Here is a 13,051-nt window from a genome sequence, read left to right on the forward strand (position 1 = left end):
AAACGGTTTACAAAGGGTAATAGTAATTTTAACCATGTTACGTCATTTTCCTTCCCTTCAGCTATCAGCTTTCACATAGCAAGATATCTACACGATAACCTGTCATTCCATAGGCACTACACTGGAATTAGCAAAAATCGAACAGCTTTTCGCCTTGTTCATGCGCAAGCTAGAAGCCTATGAACAATTGCTTCAAGAAGAAATGCTGCCTAATGCGTGCCTTTATATGTCAAGATGATAAACAGCATACTTGCTATGCTTTTGCAGTAGCTTTATTCGCAATAGCTTTGAAGATATGAAAAATCAAGGTACTGATGAGAAAGAAAAGACCTGCAAAAAGAAATGATAAGCGAGCTCCTGCACCATAAATAAATCCTGCAAACAAAGCTCCGGCAATCATGCCAAGACTTTTCATCGCATTATAAAAACCCATGACCTGATGACTGTTTTCCGTATTACCTTCCCCAGCACATACATCCTGTAATAGTGGAATATAGATGGCATTAAACGCAAAGAAAAGCAGATTGACAACCATGAATGGAACCATGTGCGTGGTAAAGGTCATCATCACAAGTAAGATGCCGGCTCCCGCTAAAACATAGCGCAGGGCTTTTTTTACATTTCCACGTTTCATGATCCACATACAGATTGTCGTATTTGCGAATAAAGACACAAAACCAACAACTGCTTTTAATGCGCCATTGTAGGAAGATGGGAAACCGAACTGATCTTTAATGAAATAGTTGAAATTTTGATCATATGCCGTGGTTGCACAAGATGTTAGAAAGACAACAAAAAACAATAGCACCATGGCCACGTTTAAAAAGTGGCGTGCATCCAAAAAGGCTTGAAAAGGATTGATATCTTTAAAAGAAATAGTATGCGTTTTTGCTTTATCGGGATCAGCTTTTAAAAACAAAGCAAAAAGAACTCCGGCTGCCACCAAGGTCAGACTTTGCATAACAAAAGTCGCAAACAAGGAATAAACACCCATGATACCGCCTATCAAATAACCAAAAGCCGCAAAAACTGTTGGGATGGTGGCAGATAAAGCAAGATAGCGACCTCTTTGTTCAAGTGTGGCATGGGCAATGATATAAGTCAAAAAGCTCACCATGATACCACCAACAAAGAAGCCGGATAATAAACGTGCAACCATGATCAAAGGAAGTGTTTTACTAAGAGCAAACAGCATTTGTCCTGCGCCATAGCCCACGCAACATATGCCCAATACACGCTTACTGCCTAAATGATGTACCTGATTTGCCCATAATGGCGAAAACAAGAAATTCGTAAATGCCATGCCGGCATACAATAAACCAAAAGAATAATCCGGCAGCTGTAATTGTTGAATCAATGTCGGTGTGATGGGATGGGCAAAATTCGCAGCCATGCTTTCCATTGCAACCAGTATAAAGAAAACGACAAAATGATACTTTTGAAATGTTTGTCTGATTTGCATATTGTTACCTCATCTGTAGTTATTGCTTAACTGTTGCTTTCTATCTAAATAACAGCATTATGATACACTACTTTTCCTACAACATGCAATCCTAAAACATTCTTATGATAAGGAAATCTTTGTAAAGGCCATACTGCTGATGTACAAAGATGCTTATCACTATAAAGTAAGAATGTAGCGTTTCATTAAAAAAGCGATTCACCATCACGATGATCCGCTATCTTATAAATATGAAGTGCAAATAAATTACTATTTTTTCTTTTTCCCTTTTACCTCTGGCAACTCCTCATACATTGCCTCAAAAAGGCCCATTAAAAAAGTTTTATCATCAACTTCATTTACCAATAGCATTGCTTTCGCCCCTGCATATGGCAGTTCATAGGTAGCTGTCGGCAAATACTTCACTGCTGATTTTATCGGTTTTACAAGTAATCGATCATCATAAATACCGCCTACGATCTTTCCACGGTAATAGATGATGTATTCCTTCATCATTGCGCGATATGTGATATCCTCTAGCGCAGACAATTGTTCTAAAACATATTGTAAAAAGCTTTTACTAGATGGCATGCTTTCACCTCTCATTTTTATATGGTACGGTATGCTTATTTCACTGCCGGTCTTTGGTATAATGCTTTTCTTTGCAAGCCATTTTGTTTGCTCATTTTATACCAATTTCGATGCGCCGCCAAGATATATAATCTTCTTGGAAAGTAGCTTGGTTCCACATAAATATCCTCGATGCATCGCTTATCAGAAATAGCTTCAGCAAACTGGCGGATGCCTTTTCCTAGTTGTTGATTGGGGCCTTGATCAAGAGGAACCTTTTTTAAAGTGCCAAGCATTTCACCGGCTCCTATGGCAAGTCCTCCTCCATAGAAAAATCCCATCTTGCTGCACCAATTCTTTACAATTTCCAGCAAAACATTCCCTTGTTCACTTTCATAAAAACCAAGGTTAGTTATTACATAAACGGGTAATTGTGCAAACTGTCCTTGATATCGAAGATACATCTGTTCCATAAACTCCATGACTTGGGCAGGAACACCATCTACATATACCGGCATACCTATCACACAGGCATCCGCTTTTTGAAGCAGATCTTTCATAACATTTAGATCTTTTCGTTGATAAAGTTGTACGCTTTCATATGAATCTTTTAGTTGCGTTTTTAATAAATTTAAAAAATGATTTGAATTACTCTTGCTTTTGCGTAAGCTACCATTCAGTAATAGAATCATATCTTTTTCCATACCTTTCTCATTCCCTACGACTTTTTAAATGCATATTGATGTCAAAATGATGAATATAAAAATTAGTTACTTCTTATATCACTAGCTCTTTAAGCTTCTCATAACTATCTACAAAACAAACTTGTTTTAATATGCCGTTAAAATTTTGCACATTTGCTTCTACCAATAGTTTAGCGGTTTTCTTTTCATTTTCAGATAGATCTTCTCCATAAAAAAACACACGGAATTGTATCGTATTATGATATCTTACTTTATGGTGCATTTCCCCTTGGCGTATCTCGAAAAAAGGAAGAAAATATGCGATAGAGCGATCTATAACATTTTTTATAAAAGAACTATAGCTGCCAAACGAACATCGGCTAATAATCATCAACTCGTCTGTGTTACCAAAAAGAGCACCTATTTTTTGATATTCATCTTGTATAACACACTGCCCCGGTGTTTTCGTCCAACAACCAAAGCAGCCCACGCATGGATGGATGACCTTGGTATGATCGATGATTCTTGTATTATTATCTACAGGAAGAGCAAGCGTGCTCCATTCCGCTTGTGCTAAATCATGCAGTATTACCTTCATATCATTTCCCCTTATCATTTTCATTTCATCTGTTTGTATCCTTAATTGTTAGTATTCTATTCCATCTGTTAGTATAAAAGCGCATTAGCCTTTCAAGAATAGAAACAACACTTCCTTATTTTTGCTTACGATAGCGCTCCCCATCTAAGAAAAACATCGTAAATGTTGCGCGTGATAATAAGATTTCTTGATCATTAAAAATAAACACTTCATATACACCTGTCGTTCTTCCAGCAGATATTTCCTGTGCGATGCCAATCAGCTTACCACCTTTTCCCGGTTTTATATAATTGATGGTACCCGAAAGCGTAACACTATCGCGCCCTGTCGCAAAGCTAGCTGCTCCAGCAGCTGTGTCAGCTAAGGAATACAATGCTCCGCCATGAACAAAGCCATGAACATTCAAAATCTGTTCATCTATAATCATCTCCACCTTAGCATAGCCTTCTTTTACTTCAACAACATGCATATCGTTGCTTTGTAAAAACTGGCTGGAGGAGTTTAAACGTTTCTTCAAGTCTTCCATTGATGCCATAAGAAAACCTCCTATCTCAGCTATAGTATAGCATGATAACAAGGAATTATAAAAGGGATACAAAACGTTAGAAGTTCTTGATACGCACATATTTACCAATAAAATGAATCAATTTGATTTCTTTTGAAGACATCCATTGACGAAAACTTCCTTTGTGTCGTATGATAAAGAAAAGAAAGCAGGGATCTTATGCTCAGCAAAGAACGTTTATTTCGCATTATGGAAGTAATTGAAGAACAATCTTTTGTCACCATTAGTGAATTGATGGAATTTTTAAACGCCAGTAAATCTACGATCACCCGTGATTTAATGGAGCTAGAGCGACAGGGATTGATTCAGCGTGAACGCGGTGGAGCGATTCGTAAAGAATTACCACAGACTTTAAGCAGCAGTACCGATTTACCGGTAATGAATAAAGAAAACATTCATTTAGCTGAAAAAGAATTGATTGGAAAAGCAGCGGCTGAGATCGTGAAGAATGGTGAATGTATTTACCTTGATTCCGGTACAACCCCAGTTGCCATGCTGCCCTATCTGAAAGATAAAAACATCAAATTGGTAACAGCCAGTACTTATTTGGTAAGAAAATTGCCGAAACGTTTTAAAGGGGAATTATTTCTGATCGGCGGTCACTATATTCCCGATTATGATATGAGCGTCGGTTTTGTAGCCATTGAAGATATTAATCGATTTCATTTCGATCAGGCTTTTTTCTCAGCAAGCGGTATAGATTTAGAAAGTGAAGAAGTCATGGCTGTTGATTTAGATATCAGTGCTGTGAAAGCTGCTGTATTAAAACGCTGTCGCAAAGCACATATATTGGCCGATGCCAGCAAGCTGCAAGTACAAGCCTTAGCCACCTGGGCACACACAACCGACTTTGATACGATTTTCATGAATGCGCCAACCACCGTTGAGCAATTGCCGGATAATTTTCATGTATGTAAAGAATGATTTTCAAAAACCAGTTGAATGATCACCACATACAAATAAAGAATAATCCTAAAAGCTAGCTTACTTTTATTTTCTAAGAAGATTCACAATCTTTGCCAATACCTTTTGTTTGTATTCCCCAAGTTGAATTAAAAAACACAGGCAACCTGTTGTATGGATATGCTTTCTAAACAGCTCTCCTTAAGGTTTCCTGTGTTTTCGTTTATGCAATGGATCGTAAAATTATTTGTGTAAAAGCTTTGGCCTGGCGCAGATCATTTTCATCTGGATGTGATAGTGCCATATCAAAATTATCGAGAATCCGTTCTATTTTCTTTGGATCTTCTTTTGCTCGCTCATAGCGTTCTCTTAATTCCATCGGCATTTTTCCCTGACACATAAAACCATCCACATAAGTACAATCATCTTCAATAAATGCACTGACTCGCTGTAAGATCATATCATAGTATTCTGCACTGCCGCCAAAGCCACATGTACCGAATAACACGATTTGTTTATTATGCAAGGATGAAAAATAATCTAACAATGCGCTTGGGCAGCTGCCTTTATCCGTCCAGAATCCGGCAAAAATAACATCCGCATCTTTTGTCGCATCCATATCCGGAATTCCGAAATAAAGCATATCCTCTGCCGGAATAACCTGCGCAATCGCCTCTGCCACACGTTTTGTATTTCCTGTGTGACTACAATACACAACAGCGTACTTCATTACCGCCATCTCCTTTTTCCTATATGAATATTGTAACACTTTTTACAGGATTGGAAACATCATTTTCTTTATGATACGCATCACCACGATTTCTTACATAGCATGCTCATGCAGTAGTTATTCAAATGGATATATCATGCCCCATTGTTTTCTTACTTCCCATAAAAGCTTTGTCACATCATAGCTCAACTGCAAAGTTTCGTTTTGCCCAGTTCTTACGGCCTCTTCCATATCACGAATCTCATAACACAATGCCAATGCACTTTCTCCATCCTTCATCATTTCTTCATGACCATCTTGTGTCATTTTCCACGTCGCTTTATCTCCTCTAGGGTATTCACATAACTCCAAGTAACCAAGTTCACCCGCTATAACAGCGCGTTTAGGAAGCTTTGCGCGCATTGTTAAGGTAATGTTCGCCATTTCATCTTCTTTATTGCGTAAGATGATACCGCTCATCTCATCTACTCCGGTTTCAAAAGGAAGCATATCTGTTTTAATGATATGCGGCTGTGCATGCAGAAAATAACGGGCAAGGCTTATTGCATAGGTTCCGATATCCAATAAGGCTCCACCTGCCAACTCTTTCGCAAAGAATCGATTGGTAATATCATATTCTTTACAACTGCCAAAATTTATCTGCAACATTTTTAATTTTCCAAGTTTTCCACTCTCAATGCGTTCTTTCGCTTTCTTCATGATCGGCATATGAAAAATAGTCATCGCTTCCATCAGAATCAGCTGGTGTTTCTTTGCGAAAGCCATAGCCTCTTCAAGTTGTTGTGCATTTACTGTAATAGCTTTTTCACATAAGACATGCTTATGATGTTGAAGTGCCTGCATGATATATTCAAAATGATTGGAATGTGGTGTAGCAATATAGACGATATCCACATGTTCATCTTGCATTACTTCATCAATCGTATAAGCGTGCGCGATTGTGTATTGCTTTGCGAACGCTTCTACCTTTTTCGGATGACGTCCTGCAACCGCATAGATAGTCCCATGTTCCTGTAATAATGCCTGTGCCATTTGATGAGCGATGACACCCTGTCCTAAAATACCCCAATTCATCACTTAAACCTCCTTCTCCAACAAAAGAAAATCATCCTCTTTGCCAATCAATGCTTTCGTTACTTCTTCTGTTAACAGACTTGTATCAATCACACCGGCAATTTTCTTTAGCTCTTGGTTCAATTGCACACTGTCTTGTACGTTAGGAAAGCGCACATCTGCTAATACATTACCATGATCACTCATTAGCAGCCCGAATTTTCCATCACTTGTTCGAGGATGAAAACTTCCCTTTAATTCTTCAACCCTGCGCTTCACATAGGCATAGCTATCTTCTAACAACTCTAAAACGATCGGACATGTAAAACGTAAGGTATCACTCAATTTGTCTTCCGTTGCCATAAGGATATACTCATCTGCCATATGCGCAATCAGCTTTTCCCTTGTATGAATGCCTCCACCGGATTTTAACGCATGCAAATGGCGGTCAATTTCATCACAACCGTCAAATGCGACATCCACATGTGATACCATACGCAGCGGCAGCAGTGGCAATCCTAAACGAACACAAAGCTTTTCTGTTTCAAAAGATGGTGTTACAACCTTTACCGCCAATTGTTTTTCTGTGATAAATTTTGCCAATGTCCCAATCGTTGTTCCCCCACCTAAACCAATGAGCATTCCATCCTTAATAAAGGTTAATGCCGCAAACGCAGTTCTTTCTTTACTATTCATAACAAGTCATCCTCCATTTTTTGATATTGTTCCATCACAAATGCTCTTTGGGCAATACCTTTACAAAAAGCACTGGCACTACCACAAGCAACACCCCAACGTAAAGCTTTTTCATACGTTTTTTCCTTTAACCAACCATACAAAAAACCTGCAACCATGGAATCCCCAGCTCCTACCGAATTAACAACTTTTCCCTTTGGACTCGCTATACGATACACTTCATTTGTTTCACTTACCAACATAGCCCCCTTATCTGCCATGGATATGATAACATTTCTAGCTCCTTCCATTTGTAATTGCCGTGCACATGTGACAAGGTCTTGTTCTTGTAAGTCCGCTAACTGAAACAGCTCTTGTAATTCATGATGATTGGGCTTAATTAAGAATGGATGCTGTGGTAATGCCTGACGTAGAGGTTCACCAAAAGCATCCACAACTACATCAATTTGCTTATCATGAAGTTTCTCCATCAACACTGCATAAATATTTGCTGGCACTTGTTTTGGTAAATTCCCTGATAATACTAAGATATCATTTGGCTGTAAGAGTTCCAGCTTTGCATATAGCTGATGCAAATGGGCCGAGGTAATAAGAGGTCCCTGTCCATTGATTTCACTTTCCTCCTGCGCATGAATTTTGACATTGATGCGGGTAAAACCATCTTCTATAGGAATAAAATCTGTCATGATTCCTTGCTGCTCAATACCTTTTTTTAACGCCTCTCCCGTAAAACCAGCAAAAAATCCTAAAGCAGTGGAGGGTATACCTAAATGTGCAAGCATCATCGACACGTTAATTCCTTTCCCTCCATAGATAATATCTTCTTCCTTGGTGCGGTTGATTGCTCCCTTACATAAGGCATCCAGTGTGATGACATAATCAATTGATGGATTTAAAGTAACGGTGTAGATCATATTGCCACCTCGATAACTTCTGTTTCTTCCTTATATTCATCAGGAATTCCTTTACTAGTGATGATGATTGCATCACTGATATCGGCAGTGCTCATTGCCGTGCAAAGATTAAATTTTGATGCATCGGCTAAAACATAGCATTTTTGAGCATGCTTCATCGCTTCACATTTTACATAAGATTCTTCCATATCCGGCGTCGTAAAACCATTCTCAATGGTAATGCCATTTGTACCTAAAAACGCTTTTGTAAAATTATATTTTTGTAAGGCACTGACAGCACCCAAACCAACAACGGCCATGGTCTTTGCTTTTATTTCCCCGGCTAAGATAAAAACCTTCATCCCCTTGATTGCCAGACGTTCACTTAGATATAAACTATTCGTCACATAGACAGCATCTTTTTCTTCTATAAATTCTGCCATATGTAAGATCGTACTGCCAGCATCCAAATAAATAAAATCATGAGGTTCTATTAAGGTTGCGGCATATTGTGCCAGTCGTCTTTTTTCCTCTATATGTTCTTGGGAACGCTGTGTGACATCGTTCTCTATCGGTGCATACTCCTTTTGTAATAAGGTTGCTCCTCCATGGACCTTACGTAGTTTTTTCATCTTATGCAACGACACCAGATCTCTTCGTATCGTTGATTCTGATATATGCAAAGTTTTCGTCAGTTCATTCACTGTTACCGTCTTCTTTTCCTGTAGCAACTGTAGTATTGCCGCAAATCGCTCTTCTGCTAACATATCCTAATTACCTCCTAAGTAACTACAGTTTATCGCCTATTTCAGTCAATGTCAATCTATATCAATCAAAATTAATCATGAATTCGTGTGATATCCGTCAATTTCAAGCATATATTGCTTCCTTCTGCAAGAATGTTGTTTTATGATGTTCCTATGTAGTACACACTGTTTTCTCGCTTTTAAAAGCATTTTGGATATGCTCTATTCTTATGTATCACTTTACATAGCACTTTCCCAAACTCCTTTTCTTGTTGATTACTTTATCAGTTCTATCCATTGTACACTCTTCGTTTATCGCATTGCATAGCAGATGATAATCTTCTTTTCTTACACATATTGAAAAGAAAATCATATTCCACAAAAAAACACGATTTCGCTAATCGTGCTTTTTTTCATTCTTAACGATGTTTGATTTCAGGAAAAGCTTTGTACAAAGACTTGGCAATTCCGTCCTCATCATTACTAGCCGTAATTTCATTTGCAATCAATTTAATTGGTTTTACAGCATTCCCCATGGCTACTCCATGTCCGGCATACTGCAGCATTGTAAGATCATTCATCTCATCCCCAAAAGCGATGATTTCTTCTCTTTGAATTCCTAAACGTTCTGCAATTCCTGCCAGGGCCTTTCCTTTATCAATTCCATTCGATACCACTTCAATATAGAAAGGAGCAGATGTATAAATACTCAGGCGATCGCCAAAGGGCAGCTTAAAATCCTCAAACTGCATCTTCAGATATTCAGGGGGTGCACTGATTAAAAATTTATTTAGCTCAAAATCAACAAATGTCCGTAAATCATCTACCACCATTGTTTTCATATTCGTCGCATGTGCCTCATATTCCAATTGATAAGTATGCGGATCATCGACAACTACATATTCACCTTTATTCACCATAATACCCAGATTCAATGCTTTAGCATTATTGATAATTGGAAGAATATACTTTTTATCTATGGTCTTGTTATAGATAACCTGCTGATTGGGATAATCACAGACATGCGCACCATTATAGCTTAACAAATACCCTTTGAAACGATCCATTTCTAGAATCTTGGCCTCTCGATATAAACCTGGTGTTGGTCGCCCACTGGCTAACACGATGCTAGCTCCAAGTTTTTGAGCTTCTATCAAAGCTGTTCTGGTTTCCTCAGATATTTCCTTCTTACTGTTTGTCAAAGTGCCATCCATATCCATAACAATTAATTTATAACCCATACAAATCTCCTTTCAAAAAAAACCTTACGCGAGCAAAACTGCGCAAGGCTTTCTCTCTTATACTCTTGACAGAATGAAACGGCAATTTCCTTTTACTCTTACACTGCCTGTTCCAGCTGTTGCGAAAATGCTGTCTCCCTTGCGGATACTCAGCATCGTATCATCACTTTCAATCGTTCCTTCCCCATCAACGATAACGAAAGAAGCAAAGCTTTCTTCATCCACCTTGACACTGCATTCACTTTTTACCTCATAAATATAAGTCGTAAAGTAATCACAGGATGCCATCATGGCTACCTGATAGCCATCATATGTCTTAACTTCACCACAAGGCTTAAAATCACTTTCTAATGGAGTCAGATTTGATACATCAATAGCTTTATCAATATGCAATTCTCTCGGTTTTCCATCAGCACCAACACGGCCAAAGTCATATACGCGATAGGTCGTATTTGAATTTTGCTGAATCTCACAAATCACGATACCTTCACCGATGGCATGAATGGTACCAGCCTCAATGAAGAATACATCTCCCTTGTGTACAGGGACACTCTTTAATACATCTAGTAATGTATTATTTTCAATACGTTCACGGAATTCTTCCTTTGTGATTTCTTTATTTGTTCCATAATACAGGGAAGCCCCTTCTTCTGCATCCAGAATATACCACATTTCGGTTTTCCCATATTCTTTTTCTACGCGCATTGCGTATTCATTATTTGGATGAACCTGAATGGATAAGTTCCCCTTTGCGTCAATAAATTTAATTAAAATAGGGAAATTCTCAAAAGCCGCACCTTTTGTACCAAGTGCTTCTTTTCCCAACTTCTGCAAATAATCGCCAAACAGCATTCCTTGATCCTCACCACTGTCGACAATACTTTGCCCATCCTTGTGCGTAGAAAGTTCCCAGCTTTCAGCGACAATGTCTAAATCACTTTTTTTGTTGTAGTTTTCCTTTAACTTTGTGCCTCCCCATAAATAATCCTTAAATGCAGGGAGCAATCGTACCATTGCCATAATTAAATTACCTCCAATTTCTTTAATGCTTCAAATATACCTTCTTCTTTGACTGTGCCTGTTACCATATAAGCAACATCATCCAGCAGTGGATCGTGTTTGCGCATAGCTATGCCATACCGCACACTGGCAAGTAGTTCCACATCGTTATCACCATCACCAAAAGCATAAGTTGCCTCATAAGGTATTCCATAATGCTCCATGATAGCTTTTGCGCCAACACCCTTATGCACCGCTTTTTTCCCAATATCCAAGGTGTCACAATTTCGATGTAGGCTCATCTGATAATGCGGACGTAATAACTGCTTGCTTTTTTGCAAGGATGAACGATTGCCAAATGCTAAGGTTATCTTAGAAATACATCCATGCACCTGCTGCAAATTCTTATACTGGACAAAATTGTCTTCCGGAAGCTGAAAGTTATCCATAAAATGCAGATAACTTGGATCCTTTAAATCTTTTACATAACAGAAATCATTACTTTCCAGTATGTAATTAATACCATGCGCATCCATATAAGCAATCAATGCCGCAAGCTCCTCATCTTCAAAGATAACTTTATGAATCACTTTACCATGCACCGTGACATATGCCCCATTACATGTGACATAACCATCCAGATGCAAATCCTTCGCACCGCTTGGGATATAACTCAATGCTCTTCCTGTGGCTAATACACACAGATATCCCATATCCTGCAATCGGGAAATCGTCTTTTTTGTGATATTACTTGGTACATAAATCGCATCACGCTCATCTACCAGCGTACCATCGTAATCATACAATACCAAACCTTTTACCATATTCATCCTCCATGGTTTAATTATAGGAGAAATATGGTTTGATTGCAATGTATTTAAGAAGGAATTCAGGAAAAGCAAGTGTAGCGAAAAGCATAGCTAACCGATCATGAACAGCTTCCATCTGCATCAGATAAAGAATCGTTTCTTTGCATAAGAAAATAATTATAAGATGCGTAGCAACAGCATGAATTCGCTATGAAGATGGATAAACGCTTTCTGTTCTTTTTCCAACCATATTGCATTTCCTCCCTATTTTCTGCTGAAATGAGAATTGTACAAGCATCGCTTACATGCTAAAATAAAACCATGAGAAGAGGGATAGGATGGAGATAAAAGCAGTGTTTTTTGATATTGATGGTACTTTTTTTGACCATCACAGCAATCAGGTGTTACCGGAAACGATGGATGCGATCAGACAATTAAAAGCAAATGGTTATAAGGTAGCTTTATGTAGTGGACGCGCAAAAGAAATGGCAGAGCAGTTAGGAGTCTTGCAACTGTTTCCCTGGGATGGCTATGTTGGTGGTGCGGGTGTCAGCGTATATGATGAACAAATGAACATCATTTTTGAAGATACTTTTACAGCAGCGCAATGTGAGCGTATCTTTGCCTTAGGGAAGGAATATGATATATGTATTAATTCTCATGGCAAATATGAGTTTATGACAAAACCGTTAAATGCCTATTCCAAAGCCGCGTTTGACCAATTTCATTGTCAAGTACCTATTGTGAGAGAGTGGGATCATGAACCTTTAGTTGCGTTAAGTGCCTATGAAAAACCTGGCTTTGACTGGCATATGTTTGATGGTATTGAAGGCATAGAAGTGCAGCATCCATCTTTAACATGTGTGGATTTTATGAAGACAAGTGTAAACAAAGCAAGAGGTATCGCTCATCTGATGAAATACTGGCAATTACCGGCTCATGCTTACTTAGCCTTTGGCGATTCTATGAACGATTTGCAAATGATCCAAGAGGCAGGAATTGGTGTTGTCATGGGCAATGGACATGAAGAATTAAAAAAACACGCAGATGAAGTGATTGGTCCCAGCTGGGAGCCTTCTCTGCGTGATTATCTCCTTATGCATCATTATATTGATGATAAATAA

15 protein-coding genes are annotated in these 13,051 nt (G+C 38.5%); 2 read left to right on the top strand and 13 right to left on the bottom strand.

The annotated features are described in order from the left end of the window. Nucleotides 1–253: 253 nt before the first annotated feature. From KJS44_RS12610 to KJS44_RS12630, 5 genes are all read right to left on the bottom strand, one after another. Nucleotides 254–1,462 (bottom strand): MFS transporter, encoded by a 1,209-nt coding sequence (locus tag KJS44_RS12610; RefSeq protein WP_008690774.1) that lies wholly within the window; start codon nt 1,460–1,462, stop codon nt 254–256. Between the two features lie 249 nt (nt 1,463–1,711). Further along, complete coding sequence (locus KJS44_RS12615) at nt 1,712–2,032, bottom strand: TfoX/Sxy family protein (protein WP_008690773.1); 321 nt, start codon at nt 2,030–2,032, stop codon at nt 1,712–1,714. Nucleotides 2,033–2,067: 35 nt separating this feature from the next. Continuing rightward, nucleotides 2,068–2,715, bottom strand: coding sequence for an NAD(P)H-dependent oxidoreductase (locus KJS44_RS12620; protein ID WP_008690772.1), 648 nt, complete (start codon nt 2,713–2,715; stop codon nt 2,068–2,070). A 73-nt stretch (nt 2,716–2,788) separates the two neighbouring features. Next, on the bottom strand, nt 2,789–3,292 hold the full coding sequence (locus tag KJS44_RS12625; protein WP_008690771.1) for an NAD(P)H-dependent oxidoreductase: 504 nt from the start codon (nt 3,290–3,292) through the stop codon (nt 2,789–2,791). A 115-nt stretch (nt 3,293–3,407) separates the two neighbouring features. Next, on the bottom strand, nt 3,408–3,827 hold the full coding sequence (locus KJS44_RS12630; RefSeq protein WP_008690769.1) for a PaaI family thioesterase: 420 nt from the start codon (nt 3,825–3,827) through the stop codon (nt 3,408–3,410). 189 nt (nt 3,828–4,016) lie between these two features. On the opposite strand from KJS44_RS12630, the gene KJS44_RS12635 reads away from it, so the two are divergent. Then, complete coding sequence (locus tag KJS44_RS12635; protein WP_008690767.1) at nt 4,017–4,781, top strand: DeoR/GlpR family DNA-binding transcription regulator; 765 nt, start codon at nt 4,017–4,019, stop codon at nt 4,779–4,781. Between the two features lie 202 nt (nt 4,782–4,983). Here the strand turns inward: KJS44_RS12635 and bilS are convergent, their stop codons facing one another. From bilS to KJS44_RS12675, 8 genes are all read right to left on the bottom strand, one after another. Beyond that, nucleotides 4,984–5,490 carry a flavodoxin family protein BilS gene (gene bilS / locus KJS44_RS12640; protein WP_008690765.1) on the bottom strand — a complete coding sequence of 169 codons (507 nt, stop codon included), beginning with the start codon at nt 5,488–5,490 and terminating at the stop codon, nt 4,984–4,986. 117 nt (nt 5,491–5,607) lie between these two features. Next, complete coding sequence (locus KJS44_RS12645) at nt 5,608–6,564, bottom strand: Gfo/Idh/MocA family protein (RefSeq protein WP_008690763.1); 957 nt, start codon at nt 6,562–6,564, stop codon at nt 5,608–5,610. Between the two features lie 3 nt (nt 6,565–6,567). Then, the gene (gene rpiA, locus KJS44_RS12650) at nt 6,568–7,239 is read right to left on the bottom strand and encodes a ribose 5-phosphate isomerase A (protein ID WP_008690761.1); all 672 of its coding nucleotides are present in this window, start codon (nt 7,237–7,239) and stop codon (nt 6,568–6,570) included. Continuing rightward, on the bottom strand, nt 7,236–8,153 hold the full coding sequence (gene pfkB / locus KJS44_RS12655; protein ID WP_008690760.1) for a 1-phosphofructokinase: 918 nt from the start codon (nt 8,151–8,153) through the stop codon (nt 7,236–7,238). Before pfkB ends, rpiA begins: the two co-directional genes overlap by 4 nt. Next, nucleotides 8,150–8,899: a DeoR/GlpR family DNA-binding transcription regulator gene (locus KJS44_RS12660; protein WP_008690759.1), complete on the bottom strand. Its 750-nt coding sequence runs from the start codon at nt 8,897–8,899 to the stop codon at nt 8,150–8,152. The genes pfkB and KJS44_RS12660 overlap by 4 nt, the downstream gene beginning before the upstream one ends. A 398-nt stretch (nt 8,900–9,297) precedes the next feature. Beyond that, nucleotides 9,298–10,119, bottom strand: a complete 822-nt coding sequence (locus KJS44_RS12665; RefSeq protein ID WP_008690758.1) for a Cof-type HAD-IIB family hydrolase — start codon at nt 10,117–10,119, stop codon at nt 9,298–9,300. 57 nt (nt 10,120–10,176) lie between these two features. Continuing rightward, a complete protein-coding gene (locus KJS44_RS12670; RefSeq protein ID WP_008690757.1) occupies nt 10,177–11,139 on the bottom strand; it encodes a type I phosphomannose isomerase catalytic subunit in 963 nt (320 codons plus the stop codon). A gap of 2 nt (nt 11,140–11,141) precedes the next feature. After that, nucleotides 11,142–11,942 (bottom strand): Cof-type HAD-IIB family hydrolase, encoded by an 801-nt coding sequence (locus KJS44_RS12675; protein ID WP_008690756.1) that lies wholly within the window; start codon nt 11,940–11,942, stop codon nt 11,142–11,144. Nucleotides 11,943–12,265: 323 nt separating this feature from the next. Between KJS44_RS12675 and KJS44_RS12680 the strand changes: the two genes are divergently transcribed. After that, nucleotides 12,266–13,051 (top strand): HAD family hydrolase, encoded by a 786-nt coding sequence (locus KJS44_RS12680; RefSeq protein ID WP_008690755.1) that lies wholly within the window; start codon nt 12,266–12,268, stop codon nt 13,049–13,051.

The organism is Longicatena caecimuris (genome assembly GCF_018406465.1).
Classification (GTDB): Bacteria; Bacillota_I; Bacilli_A; order Erysipelotrichales; family Erysipelotrichaceae; genus Longicatena; species Longicatena caecimuris.

What these genes read in the sequence shown, in the direction of transcription:
- KJS44_RS12610 (WP_008690774.1), bottom strand. Translation starts at nt 1,462, where the DNA reads ATGCAAATCAGACAAACATTTCAAAAGTATCATTTTGTCGTTTTCTTT.
- KJS44_RS12615 (WP_008690773.1), bottom strand. Translation starts at nt 2,032, where the DNA reads ATGCCATCTAGTAAAAGCTTTTTACAATATGTTTTAGAACAATTGTCT.
- KJS44_RS12620 (WP_008690772.1), bottom strand. Translation starts at nt 2,715, where the DNA reads ATGGAAAAAGATATGATTCTATTACTGAATGGTAGCTTACGCAAAAGC.
- KJS44_RS12625 (WP_008690771.1), bottom strand. Translation starts at nt 3,292, where the DNA reads ATGAAGGTAATACTGCATGATTTAGCACAAGCGGAATGGAGCACGCTT.
- KJS44_RS12630 (WP_008690769.1), bottom strand. Translation starts at nt 3,827, where the DNA reads ATGGCATCAATGGAAGACTTGAAGAAACGTTTAAACTCCTCCAGCCAG.
- KJS44_RS12635 (WP_008690767.1), top strand. Translation starts at nt 4,017, where the DNA reads ATGCTCAGCAAAGAACGTTTATTTCGCATTATGGAAGTAATTGAAGAA.
- bilS (WP_008690765.1), bottom strand. Translation starts at nt 5,490, where the DNA reads ATGAAGTACGCTGTTGTGTATTGTAGTCACACAGGAAATACAAAACGT.
- KJS44_RS12645 (WP_008690763.1), bottom strand. Translation starts at nt 6,564, where the DNA reads ATGAATTGGGGTATTTTAGGACAGGGTGTCATCGCTCATCAAATGGCA.
- rpiA (WP_008690761.1), bottom strand. Translation starts at nt 7,239, where the DNA reads ATGAATAGTAAAGAAAGAACTGCGTTTGCGGCATTAACCTTTATTAAG.
- pfkB (WP_008690760.1), bottom strand. Translation starts at nt 8,153, where the DNA reads ATGATCTACACCGTTACTTTAAATCCATCAATTGATTATGTCATCACA.
- KJS44_RS12660 (WP_008690759.1), bottom strand. Translation starts at nt 8,899, where the DNA reads ATGTTAGCAGAAGAGCGATTTGCGGCAATACTACAGTTGCTACAGGAA.
- KJS44_RS12665 (WP_008690758.1), bottom strand. Translation starts at nt 10,119, where the DNA reads ATGGGTTATAAATTAATTGTTATGGATATGGATGGCACTTTGACAAAC.
- KJS44_RS12670 (WP_008690757.1), bottom strand. Translation starts at nt 11,139, where the DNA reads ATGGCAATGGTACGATTGCTCCCTGCATTTAAGGATTATTTATGGGGA.
- KJS44_RS12675 (WP_008690756.1), bottom strand. Translation starts at nt 11,942, where the DNA reads ATGGTAAAAGGTTTGGTATTGTATGATTACGATGGTACGCTGGTAGAT.
- KJS44_RS12680 (WP_008690755.1), top strand. Translation starts at nt 12,266, where the DNA reads ATGGAGATAAAAGCAGTGTTTTTTGATATTGATGGTACTTTTTTTGAC.